The sequence below is a fragment of the Lentibacter sp. genome (genome assembly GCF_965657785.1).
Taxonomy (GTDB): domain Bacteria; phylum Pseudomonadota; class Alphaproteobacteria; order Rhodobacterales; family Rhodobacteraceae; genus Lentibacter.
This window is the reverse complement of the sequence record NZ_CBFHPP010000031.1, coordinates 1-17,711: the sequence shown is the minus strand read 5'-3', so window position 1 is coordinate 17,711 and position 17,711 is coordinate 1. Positions and strand designations below refer to the sequence as shown.

The 17,711-nt window shown below is 57.2% G+C and carries 16 protein-coding genes and 1 tRNA gene; 5 read left to right on the top strand and 12 right to left on the bottom strand.

Translation table 11 applies throughout. The features are described 5' to 3' along the window. Positions 1–170: 170 nt before the first annotated feature. The 3 genes from ACTF58_RS12375 to ACTF58_RS12365 form a co-directional block, all read right to left on the bottom strand. Positions 171–1,319: a benzoate/H(+) symporter BenE family transporter gene (locus ACTF58_RS12375; RefSeq protein WP_438992279.1), complete on the bottom strand. Its 1,149-nt coding sequence runs from the start codon at positions 1,317–1,319 to the stop codon at positions 171–173. Continuing rightward, positions 1,316–1,972, bottom strand: coding sequence for a YggS family pyridoxal phosphate-dependent enzyme (locus ACTF58_RS12370; protein WP_438992278.1), 657 nt, complete (start codon positions 1,970–1,972; stop codon positions 1,316–1,318). Before ACTF58_RS12370 ends, ACTF58_RS12375 begins: the two co-directional genes overlap by 4 nt. Before the next feature lie 123 nt (positions 1,973–2,095). Then, positions 2,096–3,103 carry a porin gene (locus tag ACTF58_RS12365; protein ID WP_438992277.1) on the bottom strand — a complete coding sequence of 336 codons (1,008 nt, stop codon included), beginning with the start codon at positions 3,101–3,103 and terminating at the stop codon, positions 2,096–2,098. 244 nt (positions 3,104–3,347) lie between these two features. Here ACTF58_RS12365 and ACTF58_RS12360 point away from each other — a divergent pair, with 244 nt between their 5' ends. Further along, positions 3,348–4,301 carry a tyrosine-type recombinase/integrase gene (locus ACTF58_RS12360; RefSeq protein WP_438992276.1) on the top strand — a complete coding sequence of 318 codons (954 nt, stop codon included), beginning with the start codon at positions 3,348–3,350 and terminating at the stop codon, positions 4,299–4,301. 97 nt (positions 4,302–4,398) lie between these two features. Further along, positions 4,399–4,475 (top strand) — tRNA-Arg (locus ACTF58_RS12355). Between the two features lie 23 nt (positions 4,476–4,498). Here the strand turns inward: ACTF58_RS12355 and ACTF58_RS12350 are convergent. The 8 genes from ACTF58_RS12350 to ACTF58_RS12315 all read right to left on the bottom strand — a co-directional run bounded on the left by ACTF58_RS12350 (position 4,499) and on the right by ACTF58_RS12315 (position 12,834). Next, complete coding sequence (locus ACTF58_RS12350; protein ID WP_438992275.1) at positions 4,499–5,599, bottom strand: cupin domain-containing protein; 1,101 nt, start codon at positions 5,597–5,599, stop codon at positions 4,499–4,501. Beyond that, positions 5,596–6,189: a glutathione S-transferase family protein gene (locus ACTF58_RS12345; protein WP_438992274.1), complete on the bottom strand. Its 594-nt coding sequence runs from the start codon at positions 6,187–6,189 to the stop codon at positions 5,596–5,598. The genes ACTF58_RS12350 and ACTF58_RS12345 overlap by 4 nt, the downstream gene beginning before the upstream one ends. A gap of 120 nt (positions 6,190–6,309) precedes the next feature. Then, positions 6,310–6,552, bottom strand: coding sequence for a hypothetical protein (locus ACTF58_RS12340; protein ID WP_438992273.1), 243 nt, complete (start codon positions 6,550–6,552; stop codon positions 6,310–6,312). Positions 6,553–6,616: 64 nt separating this feature from the next. Further along, on the bottom strand, positions 6,617–7,645 hold the full coding sequence (gene holA, locus ACTF58_RS12335; RefSeq protein WP_438992272.1) for a DNA polymerase III subunit delta: 1,029 nt from the start codon (positions 7,643–7,645) through the stop codon (positions 6,617–6,619). Continuing rightward, the gene (gene lptE, locus ACTF58_RS12330; RefSeq protein WP_438992271.1) at positions 7,642–8,130 is read right to left on the bottom strand and encodes an LPS assembly lipoprotein LptE; all 489 of its coding nucleotides are present in this window, start codon (positions 8,128–8,130) and stop codon (positions 7,642–7,644) included. The genes holA and lptE overlap by 4 nt, the downstream gene beginning before the upstream one ends. Continuing rightward, entirely contained in the window at positions 8,117–10,657 is a 2,541-nt protein-coding gene (leuS, locus tag ACTF58_RS12325) for a leucine--tRNA ligase (protein WP_438992270.1), read from the bottom strand. Before leuS ends, lptE begins: the two co-directional genes overlap by 14 nt. Before the next feature lie 381 nt (positions 10,658–11,038). Beyond that, positions 11,039–11,788 carry a hypothetical protein gene (locus ACTF58_RS12320; protein WP_438992269.1) on the bottom strand — a complete coding sequence of 250 codons (750 nt, stop codon included), beginning with the start codon at positions 11,786–11,788 and terminating at the stop codon, positions 11,039–11,041. Next, the gene (locus tag ACTF58_RS12315) at positions 11,785–12,834 is read right to left on the bottom strand and encodes a GSCFA domain-containing protein (protein ID WP_438992268.1); all 1,050 of its coding nucleotides are present in this window, start codon (positions 12,832–12,834) and stop codon (positions 11,785–11,787) included. Before ACTF58_RS12315 ends, ACTF58_RS12320 begins: the two co-directional genes overlap by 4 nt. Before the next feature lie 173 nt (positions 12,835–13,007). Here ACTF58_RS12315 and ACTF58_RS12310 point away from each other — a divergent pair, with 173 nt between their 5' ends. Next, positions 13,008–14,240, top strand: coding sequence for a glycosyltransferase family 4 protein (locus ACTF58_RS12310; protein WP_438992267.1), 1,233 nt, complete (start codon positions 13,008–13,010; stop codon positions 14,238–14,240). Between the two features lie 170 nt (positions 14,241–14,410). Here the strand turns inward: ACTF58_RS12310 and ACTF58_RS12305 are convergent, their stop codons facing one another. Continuing rightward, the gene (locus ACTF58_RS12305; protein WP_438992266.1) at positions 14,411–14,923 is read right to left on the bottom strand and encodes a DUF3576 domain-containing protein; all 513 of its coding nucleotides are present in this window, start codon (positions 14,921–14,923) and stop codon (positions 14,411–14,413) included. A 301-nt stretch (positions 14,924–15,224) separates the two neighbouring features. Between ACTF58_RS12305 and ACTF58_RS12300 the strand changes: the two genes are divergently transcribed. Beyond that, positions 15,225–16,127, top strand: a complete 903-nt coding sequence (locus ACTF58_RS12300; protein WP_438992265.1) for a porin — start codon at positions 15,225–15,227, stop codon at positions 16,125–16,127. 587 nt (positions 16,128–16,714) lie between these two features. Continuing rightward, positions 16,715–17,711: tyrosine-type recombinase/integrase (locus tag ACTF58_RS12295; protein WP_438992264.1), on the top strand; the 997-nt coding region annotated here is incomplete at its 3' end.

Sequence of the window (17,711 nt, the reverse complement as noted above, 5' to 3'; positions counted from 1 at the left end):
CCAGACCCCCTGGGATATTTCCGGAAAGAGGAAACAGGGGCGCGATTAAAGCGTTTCGCCTTAAACTTGAGGCACTCACTTAAGGCGAAACGCGCGAAAGGCCTGATTGTTTTGCTGCATTTCGCGATAAGCTGTGATCGAGGTTTATCGCGAAACGCTTTAGCGGAAAATTAGGATTTTTGAGAGAGCATATAGGCGAGGCCACCGAAGAGGAGGCCCCAGACCGCGCCGCTGAGGCCGAGGAGGCTGACGCCTGAGGCTGTGGTGAGGAATGTGATGGCGGCGGCTTCGCGGGACTTTGGATCGGCGAGGGCGATGCTGGCGGAATTGGCGAAGACGCCGAGCAGCGCGATGCCTGCGAGCACCTCGAGTGTTTTGGGCGGTGCGGCGGCGGCGAAGGCGATGATGAATGCGGCGAAGAGGCCGAAGAGGCAGTAAAACACGCCGCCCATGACGGCAGACCAGAAGCGCAGGGACGTGTCGGGGTGTGAGTCCTGCCCTGCGCAGAGCGAGGATGTGATCGCGGCGAGGCAGGTCTGCAGCGCGCCGAAGGGGGCGGAGAGGAGGCTGGCGAGGCCGACGGCTGAGAGGAAGACGGCGGGGCGCGGCGGATAGCCTTCGCCTTTGAGGACGGCCATTCCGGGGCTATTCTGGGTGGCCATTGTGATGATGAAGAGCGGCAAGGCGAGGCCAAGCGTGCTTGCTATGCTGAAGGCGGGGAGGACCATGACAGGCTGTGTGACAAAGTGTTCGGGGGCTGAGAAGGCACCGCCCCAGAGGGTCAGGCCGACGGCCATGAGCACGGCGGCGGGGACGGCGAAGAGGCGCGAGAGCTTGGCTGTGAGAAACCATGTCAGAAGGATTGGCAGGGCGGTATAGGGCGCATCGGCCAGCGCGAGAAAGGGGCGCGCGCAAAGCGTAATGAGCACGCCCGCGAGCAGCGCATGGGCGAGCGGAAGAGGGACATTGGCCGCAAGTTGGCGCAGGGGGCGATAAAGGCCTGCGAGCACTGTGAGCGCGCCTGCGGTCAGAAAAGCGCCAACCGCCTCGGCAAAGCCGCCCGCGGGGGCGAGCGAGACAGCGAGGAAGGCGGCGCCGGGGGTCGACCATGCGACGGAGGCGGGCTGACGTGTGATCAGGCTGATCACAATGGCGGTAAGGCCCATGGAGAGCGCGGCGGCCATGAGGCCAGAGCTGGCCTCGGACGGGCTGGCGCCCATGGCGGCGAGGGCTTGGAGAACGATGGGAAAGGAGCTGAAGAAGCCGACAATGGCGACAACGAGGCCTGTCGACACGGTCTGAAGCGGCGGCAGGGTCACAGCTCGTAGGCCCGTGCGCCGAAAATGGCGGAGCCGACGCGGACATGGGTTGCGCCCAGAGCGATGGCGCTTTCGAAGTCGCCGCTCATGCCCATGGAGAGGCCGGAAAGGCCGTTTTGGGCCGCGATTTTGGCGAGGAGGGCGAAGTGCAAACTGGGCTCTTCATCGACAGGCGGGATGCACATGAGGCCCGAAACTGGCAAGTCGTAGCGCGCGCATTCGGCAAGAAAGCTTTCGGTGTCTTTCGGTCTCAAACCGGCCTTTTGCGGCTCTTCGCCTGTGTTGATCTGAACGAAGAGTTCGGGGCATTTTCCCGTCTCTTGAGCGAGGCGTGCGAAAGTCTCCATGAGCTTGGGTCTGTCGAGGGTGTGGATCGTGTCAAACAGCTCAAACGCCTGCCGTGCCTTATTGGTTTGCAGGGGGCCGATCAGATCGACTTTGACGTCCGGGAAGGCCTCGCGGAAGGCGGGCCATTTGCCGCCGGCCTCCTGAACGCGGTTCTCGCCAAAGAGGCGGTGCCCCTCTTTGAGGACAGCTTCGACGCGCGCATCGGGCTGGACCTTGGACACAGCTATGAGCTTGACGCTGCCTGCGGCGCGGCCTGCTTTGGCCTCGGCTTTGGCGATACGGGCGGATATTTCTGAGAGGGACATGGGGCGCGCTCCTGTGGGGCGAATTATTTGCAAACAATTTGAGCCAAATAACTACAGGTGCGGGCAAAAGAAAAGGGCAGGCGCGCGGCCTGCCCTTAACTGTAACTCGATCAGCTTCTAGGATTAGAAGTTGAAGCGAACACCGAAGTCAGCAACGGTCTGGCCGTTGAACTTTGATGCCACACCACCGCGGAGCGATGTGCCGCCGCCGAGGTCGTGGTTGAAGTCGATGCCGTAGCTGGCGTCGGCTTTCAGTGAGTCATCTGCGTAGTAAGCTTCGACGTTTGTCGCCGCGCCTACATCCATGCCAGCTGTCAGAACTGTGCGCTTGCCGCTTGTGCCGTTGTCAGCATAACCGAGGCCGAGTGAAACTGGGCCGACTGTGCCGCCGATTGTGGCTGTCATTTCAGTATCTTTAGCGTCTGTTGAGTCCTGAACACCCAGAGCAACTGTCCAGCCGCTGAACGTGTATGCACCGTAGGCGGCGATACGATCGTTTTTGTCTGATGCTGAGACGTGCGCTTTGAAGTCGCCCATGGAATACATCACTTCGATGCCGTTTGAGCCTGATGAACCCAGACCGCCTGATGAGTATGCGTCGGCGTTGAAGGCGTAAGCTGTGTACTCATAGCCAAGACCTGTGAGGCCGAGGTCGATTGGGTACTGACCTGGCATGCTTTCGATTGCGCCCCAGATGTTACCTGCGCCAACTTCGAGGCCGCCTGAACGAGCGTAGAAACGCGCGCCGTTTGTTGCGCCTGTTGAGCCTTCGTCCTGCTGGATGCGAACCATACCACCGAATGTCACGCCGCCGTCTGATTCAGCGTTGGCGTCGATTACGATGCGAAGACGTGAAGTGACGTCTGTTGATGATGCGCCAGCGGCTGTGTCTGAGATCGCAGCAAGGTTTGCTTGTGCGTCTGCGAGAACTTGTGCCGCGTTAGCGCGCGCGAGTGCTGTTGCCGCGCCTGCGAGAGCTGACTCAGCAGCTGCAACAGCGTTTACAGCGGCCAGCTTTTGAGCAGGTGTGGCAGCAACTGTGCCAACTACGGCTGCGGTTTTTGTACCAGCAGTAATATTGCCCGAAGCATCGATTGTTGCGGCAGTTGTCGTTTGAGCAGTTGTGGTCATGTTACCAACTGAGCCTGCTGTTGAACCTGCGTATGCGATACCAAAACGGCCATAGCCGCTGAACGTTACATCAGCTGCGGCAACTGAAGCAGTTGCGACGAGAGCTGTGGTAGCGAAAAGACTACTGTTAGCGCCGTATTAGTAAAGTGGGATTATTGTATGCAACCACGTTGCTAGAAATCTCTCCAGCGACATGACCTCAAAACAAGCCAAACTGCCAATATTTCTGGCAGAAGGAGCACCAATGATATCTTTCTTCAGCCGCCCGAACGGCCCCGATCTCAACAAGAGTAGCGCGGGAGTCAAGCTGAGCTTAAACCAGTTCTTTGATGATTGCTATTTTCCCCATGCCAAAGCCACCAAAAAACAGTCGCATCACGACTGGAGCATCTACAACAAACATATGCGCGAGAAGCTTGGGCGCTATCAGCTCGACGAGATTTTAAACCCGATCATGGACGTATGGGTGCGCGAACAAATCGTCGCTGGCTATCAGCGCAGCACGGTTAACAAGCACATACACTTGCTGAACAGAATGTTAAGCCTCGCGCGCCACTGGGGCTATCTCGCCGCGCATAATCCGCAGCAGGAAAACCTCAAGCGCCTCTCCATGGGCGATCATACCCAGCGGTTCCTCTCTGCCGACGAGATCGAGCGCCTGCTCTCGGCCTGCCGCGCCAATCAGCACCCGTTTTTATACCTCTTCGTGCGGTTTCTGCTGCTGACAGGCGCGCGCAAGGGCGAGGCGCGCATGGCCGTCTGGGCCGATGTCGACTTTGACAAGCGGATCTGGACAGTTCCGCGCTCTAAAAACGGCCGCTCGCGGCGTATTGTCCTTTCCAGCGCGGCGATTGATGTTTTGTCAGACATTCGCAAGAAATCCGACGAAATGATGCTGCCAAGTGAGGCGGATAACTACCTCTTCACCAATCCGATGACGCGCACCGCCTATCAGAGCTTTTACGCCTCATGGTTTGTCGCGCGCGACAAAGCAGGCCTCAAAGACCTGCGCATTCACGACCTGCGCCACACCTTTGCCAGCCTCTTGATCAACAAAGGCGTCAGCCTTTACGAGGTCCAGACTCTTCTGGGCCACAGCTCTGTGCAAATGACACAGCGCTACGCGCACCTCGCCCCCGACCTCTTGCAAAACCGCACAGAGATCGTCGGCGGAATTGTCGGCGGCGGCCACTTCTAGGCGCAATTCAAACCAACAAAGGCGGCGTCCCCCTCGCCGCCTTTCTCGCGCCTTTGGGGCTGACACCCCTCTCACAAAGCGCTATCCCTCCCCAAGTGGCCCCGTGGCTCAACTGGATAGAGCAGCCCCCTCCTAAGGGGCAGGTTACAGGTTCGAATCCTGTCGGGGTCGCCACTTTTTTGCTCTTTTTCAGTGCCTTAGCCCACAATCTCGCTCTCAAAGTCGCCCCGCAAAGCGCATTCCAGAAGCTCCAGATCGTCAGAGCAGTCTGCATAGCGCGTAGCCATGTGAGGCGGCAGCACAAAAGCATCCCCCGCCTGAAGCGCCCGCGGCTCCTGCCCCTCGGCGTGAAGCGTCATTGTGCCTTCCATAACGAAGCTAAAGTGAATGTCCGCATCAGTCCGGGTGGCGGGCGGCTGTATCGCGTTCGGGCCGCCCTCAAAGCGCACAACCTGAATGCCCGCGACGCCCTGTGTGCCCTCCGAAATCCCCGTCTCGCGACAGGTAAAGCCCGGAATGCGGAAGGGCTGCCAGACGGCCCCCTCCTTCACATGATGCACAAAGCGCTGCCCCTGCCAGTCGCGCGCAGGGTCGCCGTGGCCGTTGGGCAGGGTAAAGTCGTGGTCAATCGTCGTCACATGGTCCGCAGGCACGCCGATTTCGATCACTTCGATATCAGGCGAGGCATGGCAGACACGGTGGCGGATTTCGGGCGGCTGGATCACACAATCCCCAGCCTCAAGCCGCATCATACCGCCTTGGTCCTCATAGAGCACATCCACCCAGCCTTTATAGCAAAAGATCAGCTGGAAGCCGACGGTATGGTAATGCACCATATCAGGCACATCCCCGCCGCCCGGAACACGGATATGGCTCGCAATAATCGCCCCGCCAAGCCGTGTGGGCAAGAGGTCGCGATAGTTCATCCCCGCACGCCCGATGACCCAAGGCGCAGAGTCGCGCAAACGCCGCACATCAAACATATGCTCCGTCTTGGGCAAGACCATTGGCGGGTGCAGTTCGGCAATCTCGACGCGCGTGCCATTCGGCGCAGTCAGCTCCCGCGCGCCGCCTGCAAACCCGTCAGGGTCTTCGGTCAGAATGCGCAAAGTCCCCGCAGGCTCGCTTGCCCCTTTCTCGATCCGTAGGCGCAAGCCATGCCCAGACAGCACCGCCACACGCGGATCATCCGCAGGGAAAATCTCGTCCAGCCGCATCCCCAGCACCTTGGTGTAAAACGGTAGATCGTCCCGAAGCTCATCTGTCGGCAGGCGAACTTCGGCGCGAACCTCGCTCATACCTTGAGCCTCCCCCGCGCGGCCTTGAAGCCCTCCCGTTTGCGAACACGGCTGGCGTATTCGTTCAGCTTTTCATCATCCAAATCAAACTTCGCACTCATCGCCCATCCAAGACAATGCACCAGAAGCATATCCGCAATCGTCATCTCCTCACCCATCAGGTAAGGCCCCTCCATGCGCTCTGAGATACGCTTGATGTTGCGGGCAAACTCCCACTTGAGCGAGTCTTTCACAGCAGGCACACGCTGCTCTTCAGGCAGAATAAACGAGTGCCGCGCCGCCGTCCAAAGCACAGCATCCACCTCGTCCAAAACCTGATGAAACCACGCGTCCTGCTTGGCGCGTTCAACTGTCCCCGCGGGGTAAGTAAACTGGCCGTGTTTATCGGCCAAAAACGTCATGATCGCCGCAGAATCTGTGATCAGCTCGCCATCGACCTTCAGCGCAGGAACTTTCCCAGAAGGGTTCACCACCTTCATCTCGTCACTGCCAGCTTTCAAATCGTGGTGAATAAACTCAACCCCCATCTCGTCCAAAAGCCAAAGCACCCGAAACGCACGGCTCGCCACACCACCAAAGACTTCATACATGATTTCTCTCCCTGTTTTGTGGCCACGAGACCCGTTTTGAAAGGAGAGTGCAAGCCAAAGAAAAGCGCCCGCTGGGGCGCTTTGTGGTTCTTCGGGTTTGGGCTTCGGTTTTTCTAAGCCTCAGTCAAACCCTTGCTTCTTATACTTCGCGACCAGTTTTTTATAATTCGCGCTACCGCCTTCGCCTTTTTCGACAGTGCCCCAACGCTGGCCCGGCTTTTTGGCCTTCACTTCGCAGCCACTGCTTTTGCAATTGATTCTGAGTTTTGTGCCGTCTTCGGACTTATGAGATGAGCTTCCCGCCAATGCTGGCGCAGCCGCCAACGCCGAAACGGTCATCAAAACAGCGAATTTCTTGAACATTTTACTCTCCTACAAAAACAACCTTAACGGTAGAAATTCTAACTTCTGGATTGTGTCTGTCAACCTAGCGTCGCGCTGCCAGCCCCGCGAGCCTGATCAATGTGCGCTCCACCAGCGCCATCTGCGGTGCGGTCTGCCCCGCGCTGCGCAGTTGCAAATCTGTCTCGATAAGATAGCTCAGCGCCTGCTCAAGCTTCACAGCGCCCCAGCCCTGCGCCTGCTTCAGCATCCTGTCGCGCCGTGGCCCAAAGATCGGCGGGCGCAGCCGCGCAATCCCTTGGCTCGCCCCCGCAGGGTCACTCGCCGCCGCATAAAGCGCCTTGAAATGCCGTGTCGCGCCAATAACAAGCCCCACAGGCTGCACACCCTGCGCCTTGAGTTTTGTCATAATCGGATGGATCTCGCCCATCTTGGCCTCGGCCACCACATTGAGCAGATCATCTAGCGCCGCCTCGGTGCTTTGTGGCGCACAGGCGGCAATATCCGCGCTGCCCACTTCGCTTGCGTCGCCGTGTTTATAGAGCGCCAGCTTCTCGATGGTCTGGCGGAAGTCCCCCGGCCCCAGCTCGCGGCTCAGCCCCGTGAGGTCTGTCATGGCGTCGCGGCTCACTTGCGCAAGCCCCGCGTCCTTCAGCATCCCTTCAATCTCGTCGCGCCCGGGCGGGTCGTCATAAATCCCGACAGCATAAGCATTGCGATGCGCTTCAAAGGCCTTGCGGATTTTTGAGGTCGCCTTGAGCTGTCCCGCCGTCACAATAATCTGCGCATCGCCCTCGGCCCAGTCTTCCAGCGCGGCCAGAATGGCGGGCGCAGCCGTGTCGTTGGCATCCTCGACAAAGGCCACACGTGGCCCGGGGAAAAAGCTCACCGCCTTCACAGCATCAAGCAACAGAGCTGGGTCTTTGCGCAAGTCGCCCGCAGGCATCCGCACCAGCCGCATCTCTTCGTCGCCCTTCGGGCCGATCAGCGCCTTGATGACCTCTTGCCGCTTCAGCGCAACGCGCATCCCGTCACTGCCATAAATCAATAGCCCCGTGCGCTTGGCATCCGGCGATTTGAAATAAGCTGTCGCCTCACGCCCGCCAAGCTTCATGTCGCTGGCTCAAGCTCTAGCGCCATCAGCCGCGTCACGATCTGATCGCCCAGAATAACCATAAGCCGCTCTGTGGCGTCCTGTTCGGCGGCCCGTGTCGCGGCGGTGCTGCCCGTGGTTGAATAGCCCGTAAAGCTTTGCACAACTCCGCTGCTCAATACTTTGCCGCCCTCACGCGCGCGCAAGGCATAGGTCGCCTTGCCCAGCAGATTATAGCGCGTTGCCACGTTTTCAGCCGTAATCGCCATGCGCTCTTCATCAAGCTTGATCGCAATCGACAGCGCATAGGTCGGCTGGCTCGCCCGCCCCAGCCGCTCTTCCAAATGCCGCACAAGCAAATAGCCCTCGCGGTCACGCGGCGGATCGACTTCCACAGCGTTCAGAAGCCCGCGCGCGCCGCTCTCAGGCCCGTACACAGGGCTAAACCCGCAGCCAGAAAGCGCCAGCGCGCCCAACAAGAAGGCTCTTCGATCAGGCAACCACATTCACAATCCGTCCCGGAACAACGATCACTTTCTTGGGCGCCGCCCCGTCCAGCACCTTTTGCACAGCATGATGCGCCAGCGCGAGCTTTTCAACCTCGGCCTTGTCCATGTCTTTGGGAACGCTGATTTCCGCCCGCCGCTTGCCGTTGATCTGGATCGGCATGACAACCTCATCGTCGACAAGCAGAGCCGCGTCCGCCACGGGCCAAGGCGCAAGCGCACAAAGCCCTTCGCCGCCGAGCATCTCCCAGACAGCTTCGGCCAAATGCGGCGTCATCGGGCTCATCAGCTGCGCCAGCGTGCGCGCCGCTTGTGTCTTGGCTGTGCCGCCCGCGTTTGACTTGGCCAGCGTGTTGGTAAAGCCGTAAAGCTTCGCAATCGCCGCGTTAAAGCCAAAGCTCTCAACGCCCATGGTCACATCATGGATCGCCTTATGCATCTCGCGGATAAGCGCCGTGTCATCCGCCTCTTGGCCCGTGGACTCGCCGTCAATCTCGCTGGCAATGCGGTAAACACGCCCCAGATGCTTATGCGCCGCCTCCGCGCCCGAAGCGGTCCACTCCACATCCCGTTCAGGAGGGGAATCAGAGAGCACAAACCAGCGCGCCGTATCCGCGCCGTAGCTTTCAATGATGTGCAGCGGGTTCACCACGTTGTTCTTTGATTTCGACATCTTGGCCGAGGGCACAACATCCACTTCGCGCCCGTCTTCCAGCACAGCAGTATCGCCCTTAAGCGTCACTTCTTCGGGGTAATGATAGACAGGTCGCCCGTCTGCGCCCTCTGTCTTATAAATCGCGTGCGTCACCATGCCCTGCGTGAACAGCGCATCAAACGGCTCTTTCGCACTCTCTGGCAGATGCCCGCAAATGTGCATCGCCCGCGCAAAGAAGCGCGCATACAAGAGGTGCAAGATCGCGTGCTCCACACCGCCAATATACTGGTCCACATTCATCCAATATTCGGCATCCGCCGCATTTGTCGGCGTCGCCGCGCGCGGCGCAGTAAACCGCGCAAAATACCACGAGCTGTCCACAAACGTGTCCATCGTATCTGTCTCGCGCTTGGCGGGATTGCCACAGCTCGGGCACGCCACATCGCGCCATGTCGGGTGGCGGTCAAGCGGATTGCCGGGCTGGTCAAAGCTCACATCGTCAGGCAGCTCGACAGGCAGGTTTTCCTTCTTCTCGGGCACAACGCCACACGCCTCACAATGCACCACAGGAATAGGACAGCCCCAGTAGCGCTGCCGCGAAAGCCCCCAGTCGCGCAGGCGGAACTTGGTCACGCCCTCGCCAAGCCCCTTGGCTTCCATAAAGTCGATCGTCGCATTGATCGCCTCTTCGCCCGTGGCCTCTTCAAGCCCCGCAAAGTGATCAACCCAGCGGACCTTCTCGGTCTTGGCAGGCACAAAAGCTTCCTTGCCCACAGGCGTCTCGTCACCAAGCGCAAAGAAGGTATCAATCACCGGCAAGTCATACTTGCGGCAGAAGTCCAGATCGCGCTGGTCATGCGCAGGGCAGGCAAAGATCGCGCCGGTGCCATAGTCCATCAAAATAAAGTTGGCGATCCAGACAGGAAGCTCTGCGCCCGTCAGCGGATGCTTCACTTTGATGCCAGTGTCATAGCCGAGCTTCTCGGCGGTCTCGATGGCCTCTTCGGTTGTGCCGCCCTTGCGCGCCTCCGCGAGGAAAGCGTCAACCTCGGGGGTGCCCTCCATCGCCTTTGCAATCGGATGATCAGGCGAAATCCCGACAAAGCTCGCGCCGTTCAGCGTATCAGGCCGCGTGGTGTAAACAGAGATAGGCGCCCCGCCATCGACCCGCTCAAAGCCAAACTGCAAACCGCGGCTCTTGCCGATCCAGTTCGCCTGCATCAGCTTCACTTTCGCGGGCCAGTTATCAAGCCCATCCAGCGCGCCAAGCAACTCGTCCGCCATGTCAGATATCTTGAAGAACCACTGAGTCAGCTCCTTGCGCTCCACAACAGCGCCAGAGCGCCAGCCGCGCCCGCCTTCGACCTGCTCGTTCGCCAGAACGGTCATGTCCACAGGGTCCCAGTTCACGACCGCATTTTTGCGATAGACAAGGCCTTCTTGCAGAAAATCGAGGAAAAGCGCCTGCTGCTGCCCGTAATATTCTGGGTCACAGGTCGCAAACATACGGTCCCAGTCAAGGCTCAGCCCCAAAGGCTTCATCTGCTCGACCATGTCGTCGATATTGTTATAGGTCCAGGTCTTCGGATGCCCGCCAATCGCCATGGCCGCGTTTTCCGCAGGCATCCCAAAAGCATCAAACCCCATAGGGTGCAGCACATTGTGCCCCGTCGAAATTTTATAACGCGCGATCACGTCGCCCATGGTGTAGTTGCGCACATGGCCCATATGCAGCTTGCCCGAAGGATAAGGGAACATCTCAAGCACATAATACTTGGGCTTGCCCTCCTTGCGCTCGGCGCGGAAAATGCCGGCCTTCTCCCATGCGTCCTGCCATTTGGCTTCAATCTCGGCGGCGTTATAGCGGCTCATTGCGTGTCTCTCGGTCTATGTTTGGTGTTGGCGCTGGTGATAAAGGGTTTTCAACGCAGATTAAATCGCGAATTGCCTCTTAGAGACCAACGCCCAAAAATTCATCGCCTATAAACTGTGCATCTGCCGAGATTTTTGTCATCTCTGTAAAGAATTTACGAAATTATGCAGGCGCAGCATTTTTTACCTTGAGCTCTCGCTGCATTGCGGCAAATCTGGTTTTACAAACGGTGTTTCTTCTCCTCCTCCCTCTGAAGAGCACCGCAACAAAACGCCCTTCAGGAGGCACTCCTCCTCCCGTCGCCTGAAGGGCACTATAAGTCCAACAGGACATGGCCGGATGTGTGCGCATCCGGCCATTCTTGTTTTTGATACAATGACTTAAAGAATATACTTGAGCATTTTCAGCCCGTATTCGCCGTTCATATGCTGGGTGTCATCCGCCGCGCTCGCCGCTTTCATGGCTTGGCGAAATTTGACAGCCCCTCGGCTATACTCGCTCTTGGTAAACAGCCCATGTGGCTCCAAAAGCTCCGCAGGCGGGCGCAGAAAGCGCAGGTTGTCGGCAACAACAGTGCGCAAAACCACATCCTCAATCCGCTCCAGAAGCGCGTCTTTCAGCGCGCGCGCCCCGTCGCTGGCCGTCCCGTTAAGCTGCCCAAGCACAGAGCGCGCCAGATGGTCTTGCTCCGAGTTTAAAGGCCGCCCCAGAAAGACAACAGGCGTGTCAGGCACCGCCGACGCCACATTGCGTGCAAAATTGACGCTCCAGTCGTCGAGAAACCCGTCATAGATCTCCTGCACGACAGCCCGCGAAAGCGGAACAAACCGCTTTTCAGCCAAATAAGGCCTGATCCAGAACGGCGTATTGCGCAGCGCAATGATCACAGTGTCATAAGCCTCAAGCTCGACAACACGCTTCCCGCCAGATGTCGTCTCAAAGCTCTTTTCCACATCGCCCCGCGTCGGGGTCATCTGCGTGCCCTCAAACGTCACGTGCTGGATAGAGGCGCGGATCGAACCAAAACAGTCAAACGCGTAGTCAGACGCGGGAAATTGCGCCTCGCAGTCTCGCGTGGCCGATAAAAACGCGCCGATATGGCTGTTTCCCAACAGGCAGACCCGCTTCATTTCGCAAAGGCCTCCAACATCGCTTCCTCACAGTGAAGCTCGTCTTCATCCTCTGGCTCTGCCTCTGCCTCTTTCTGTGTCACAGCAGAGCCAGACACCTGCTCGCCAAAAAACGCAGCCATAGCCGTGGCCACACCCTCAGGCAAAACAGAACGCAGGTTCTCGGCATAAAAACGGCTCTTCGCCGCAGGGTTGGTGATAATTTCGTAAGACGGAAAATAGTCGATCATATCGTTCCTGTCGGCCAGCTCTCCGGCAACGGCCCTGAGCACAGCTTTGGAATAGGTGCTGGAGAGCAAAATATGCCGCCCCCCCGCCGTCGCCGTCAGCGGCACAGGCGACACCGTTAGCAAAACGGGCGTCTCCTTGCCGCGTAACGCGTCAATCAAAGCCAGAGCCTCGACCAAATCAGCCATCACCTCACTGTGGCTGAAATTCACAAAGCGGAACTGCGCCGCGTCAAATGTCCCCACAAGTGTTCCGGGCGCCGCAGGAAAAACTGTTCCGCTGTCCGTATGCTCCCAAGCCTCCGTGAGACCAAGCGTGAAGACAAACATATCCATCTGCGCCACCATCTCGCGCACACAGGCCAAATGATGCGCACGGTGCGCGCGCACCTCTGCTTCGCTTTCCAGCCCCTCAGGTTCGACGCCAGGGCGCAGCGCATCAAAATAGCGCCCGTTTTTCGCCCAAATCGCGGCCTCTGGTGTGTGCTGCCCGTGCGCCTCCCGCAAAAGCTGCAAAAGCTGGCGGGTGGTGTAAATATTGCCATAACGCGCCGAATAGAGCTCATAGCCATAGGCCTTGCGCCGCTCGTCAGCCAGCCCTCCGGGGGCAGGCTCTGTGTCGATCACATTGAAGTTTCGCTCCCGCATATAGCGCGCCACGTGCTGCGCAAAGCAACTGCCCGCCGTGGCGATCTTCCAGTCAGGATCAAGCGCCCACTTGCGCTGATAGATCGCGTCCGGCGCAAGCGGATCGGCTTGAGCAACACCTCTGCTCCAAAAGGCTTGTGCTGGTAAATCCTCATAGGGATGGGATGCCATTGGTTTTGCCCTTATCTGTCTGGCCCGCGTCGCCCTGCGATAGCGATCTGAGTTAAGCCTAAGGGCAGCCTACAAGCGCGGCAAGCCGTTTGGGGCGCTTAAAAAACGTTTCGTTGCCAATTTATTGGCACATTTCTGCGCAAAACAAAGCCAGAATCGAAACGGGCGACCCTATGAAAATCCTTTTTATCCATCAAAACTTCCCTGCTCAGTTTAAACACCTCGCTCCGGCTTTGGCGAAACAGGGCCACAAGGTCGTCGCGCTGACCCTGCGTGTCGAGAAGCCCGCCAGATGGAATGGCGTTCATGTGCTGCCCTATAAGCTTACGCCCCGCACCGACCAAAAAACACATCCCTGGCTCACGGATTTTGACACCAAAGTCTACCGCGCCGAGGCCTGCTATCGCGCCGCCGTAAAGCTGCGCGAGGCGGGGTTCTCTCCAGACCTGATCATCGCCCACCCCGGCTGGGGCGAGTCGCTCTTTCTCAAGGACGTCTGGCCGAAGGCCAAACTGGCAATCTATTGCGAGCTTTATCACAAGGCCGACTACCCCCATGCTGGCTTTGACCCCGAGTTCCAGGCCACACACCCCGAAACAGACGCCCTGCGCCTGCGCCTGAAAAATATAAACAACCACGAACATTTTGACATCGCAGATGCAGGCATCAGCCCGACCCTGTTTCAGGCCGATACCTTCCCGCCTGAATTCCGCAGCAAAATCACGGTCTGCCATGACGGCATCCAAACCCGAACGCTGACCCCCGACCCCGAAGCAAGCCTGACCTTGCCCACGGGTGAAACCGTCACGCGCCAAGACGAGCTGATCACCTTTGTGAACCGCAACCTAGAGCCATATCGCGGCTATCATGTCTTTATGCGCGCGCTTCCGCGACTTCTCAAAGAGCGTCCAAAGGCGCGCGTGCTCATCGTCGGCGGCGACGACGTAAGCTATGGCGCCCGCCCGCCCAAGGGCCAGACATGGAAACAGATATTCATCGACGAGGTGCAGAGCCAGATCTCTGACCAAGACTGGGCGCGGGTCCACTTCTTGGGGCGCATTCCCTATGACCGCTTCCAATCCCTGCTCAAAGTCAGCCGCGCCCATGTCTATCTGACATATCCTTTTGTGCTCAGCTGGTCCTTGTTTGAAACCATGAGTGTCACAGGCGCTGTCGTTGCCAGCAATACGGCCCCCGTCAAAGAAGCGATCACCCATGGGCAAAACGGCAGGCTTGTCGACTTCTTTGACAAAGATGCGCTGGTCGAGGAGGTCTCCCGCTTGCTCGAAAGCGCCGAAGAGCGCGAAACGCTCGGGCAGGCCGCCCGCAAGCTGATTGTTGACCGGTATGATCTGGAGCGCATCTGCTTGCCGCGCCAGCTCAAATGGGTGCAGAGCTTGGTCTAACAGCTTCGAATTGCCCTGCGGGCAATCCGACCCGTTGGGGGACGCTGTCCCCCAAACCCCCTAGCCGTTTGGGGAGGGGCCAATGACAAAGCGCAGATGCTGCGCGCAATGGCATCGGGGTATTTTTGGATATTTTTAGAAAGAAAAAGGGGGCGCTGCGAAGACAGCGGCTAAAGCTTGCCGTCCGCGATCCGCATTTGGCGGGCGCGGTTGAGGATCGCGTCTTCGACGGCGCGCTGGGTGCCTGCGGCCACAGGGCCGCCACGGCCCGCCAGCGCCACATTGAGCGCGCGCGCATCAAGAGCGGGGTCTTGAATATAAACCGTCGCGCGATAAGCCTTGCCGCCCCCCGGAGGGGTGCCATAGCCGAACACGATCACGCCGCTAAACGGATCGACAGACTGAACAGGCATAAAGCCCAATACATCCAGAGACGCGGCCCAAAGATAACGGTTCACCTGAATTTTGGCTTCGGAGTTCTTGTTGCGAAAGGCATCCCAGATGGTCTGGCCGTCGCCCGTTTCCACACCGGGGGCGCTGGGCGTTTGCGGCGCACTCGCGGGGTCTCTCTCTTGGGTTGCGGCTGGGCCGACACGGCCAAACAGGCCACTTCCGCCTCCACAGGCCGCCAGCGAGGCGACCAGACCCAAAATTGCGACAGACTTGAAGACACGGCTTGGCATAGGACGATTTCCGCTCGTTAATTGCCCTTCTGTCCTATCCAAGCGCCACGCTCTGGGCAAGCCCTTATGCCCGCTTCCTATATATACGGCCAATTTGAGGCGATTTTGCGCCTTAACCATTAACCGCCGCCGCCTCTCCCTGCCCGATTTGGAACTGTGACATCTGTGCATCAACTTTTTCACCTTTCAGAAACCCTGTTCCAGCGCGCTTGCAATGAGACCCCGTTTGGAGCGAAACACCTCCCATACCCAATGCGGATTCCCCGCTTGGGCCTATGACATGAAAACCGAGGGAAAAATCATGAAAAAGATTCTTTTCGCTACTACAGCGCTAGTCGCAACTGCATCAGTCGCAGCTGCAGACGTAACATTCTCAGGCTACGGCCGCTTTGGTATCGCATACACAGGTGCAGTCGGCGCGACAGCATCTTCAACAGACGTTACTTCACGTCTCCGTCTCAACATCGACGCTTCAGCTGAATCAGACTCAGGTGTAACATTCGGTGCACGTGCTCGTATGCAAACAGCTGAAGGCTCAGCCGAAGGCGGTGCAGACGATGACAACCTCAACGGCTTCAACGGCATCCGCTTCTACGCCAAATCAGGCGGTCTCGAAGTTGGCGTTGGCAACATCTACGGTGCGCTCGAGTTTATGCCTGGTCAGTACCCAATCGACCTCGGCCTCACAGGCCTCGGCTATGAGTACGTTGCATACGGCTTCAATGGCGATGCATATTCATCAGGCGGTAACGGTGCATCAGGTGCCAACGGCATTGAAGTTATGTATTCAGCTGGTGACCTCTCAGTGCACGTATCTGCTTCAGACACAAACAACCGCGTAGCGGCTGTTGCTGCCTACTCAATGAGCGGCTGGACAGTTGCACTTGGTGGTCAAGATTCTGACGACACAGGCGATACAGAGTTCACAGCGACAGTCGGCGGCACAATTGGCCCAGTATCTGTTGGTCTCGCATATGGTGCCAACGGCACAAACGGTGACAAAACTGTACTGTCAGGCAGCTTTGCTGCTGGTGCGGCGACAAACGTCGAAGCTTACTATGCTGATGACTCACTCGAAGCAGACGCAAGCTACGGTGTTGACTTCAATCACGATCTCGGTGGCGGCACATCGCTTCGCGGTGGTGTAGCATCAAAGCACAGCGGTCAGACAGTTGCTGACTTCGGTGTACGCTTTAACTTCTAATCCACTGGGGATTTGGAGTATCGGAAAGAGCGGGCTTCGGCTCGCTCTTTTCACGTTTGGGGGTACGATATTGCTCAGTGTGCGCTGTAAGAAACGCATTCACAGTTGAGTAACGCTTGTGGCGAGACTGTGGCACGATGGTAGTATGTGCTGAGACTGCTACGACTGCTGACTGCATTTAGTATTATATCTGACAGCTGTACTAAACTGCTGTTGGCTGCTTTGGCTGATGAGTGCTGCAGCTGCGATAGGCTAACTCTGTTCTCAAAACTAAAATACGCTTGCGGCAGCTGCGCAGTTGAGCTGCAAGACTGGGTTGACGCATTAACCATTGTAGATGCGTCAGCTCACGCTGCAGTCGACGGTTTAGACTGTGCTGTGATGGTGCGGGCATTATATCAACTCAACAGCTTGAGCTAACTGTGCATCGTTAACGTCAATGTAACGTTGTGTGGTGCTGATGTGTTGTGAAGCAATTCTTCTACAGTAACCTGGACTAAATCTGAGATAGATAGCGATTTTCTTTGTCCTCATATCAAAGCTCCGTATCGTTTGCCGCTTCGCAATGTTTGATAAAGGAAAATCCGATGACGTTCAAAAGTTGGCTCATTAACAAACTCGCAGACACAGCAGCAGAGAGTGCAGAGCTTACACTCAACGAGTTCTTCTACTCTGAGTACTATCCGCACATTCTGACACGCAAAGAAAAGCCGCAGTATGACGAAGGCATTTTCCGCAATCACTTTCATAAGAGTCTTGGAACGAAGACGTTTGATGAGCTAAACAAAAGGGCATTAGAGAAATGGCTTCAAGATCAACTCAGCAAAAGCATCAAGAAGACAACTATCAATAAGCATATTTGTTTGCTCAATAAGCTGCTCAAAACAGCATCTGAATGGGGACATTTTGAAGCGTTCAACTCTGTCATTCATAATTTGAACCCACTTCGAACGGGACAGCTGACACAACGCTTCTTGTCTGAAGAAGAGATTGCTCGTGTGTTAGAACTCTGTGAGCAAAGTAAGCATCCGTTCTTGAAGTATTTCGTTGAACTACTGTTGCTCACCGGCGCAAGAAGTGGCGAAGCGTCTAATGCAGTGTGGCGAGATATCGACTTTGATAATGCTATCTGGACCGTACCAAAAAGCAAAAGTGGCAAAACACGTTTTATCTATCTCAATGATCCTGCGCTTGAACTTTTTGCTGCCATAGAGAAACAAGCGACAAACATAGGACTATCAACGACAGCCAGTTGCACAGTCTTCACAAACCCACATACAAAGAAGCCTTATAAGGGATTTCATCTTGCCTGGTATTCAGTAAGAGACGCTGCGGGACTAAATGACGTCAGAATACACGACTTACGTCACACATACGCCAGCCTCTTAGTAAATAAGGGGGTCAGCCTATATGAAGTTCAACAGCTACTCGGACATTCATCACCACAGATGACACAGCGCTATGCTCACTTTGCCAATAAAACACTGCTCACACGTTCCAGCATTGTGGGCGATATGATTGTAAGCGCTAAGCAAACTTCAGTGCAAAGGGAGCATTCTAGACCAGTTCAATCACTTGCCAACT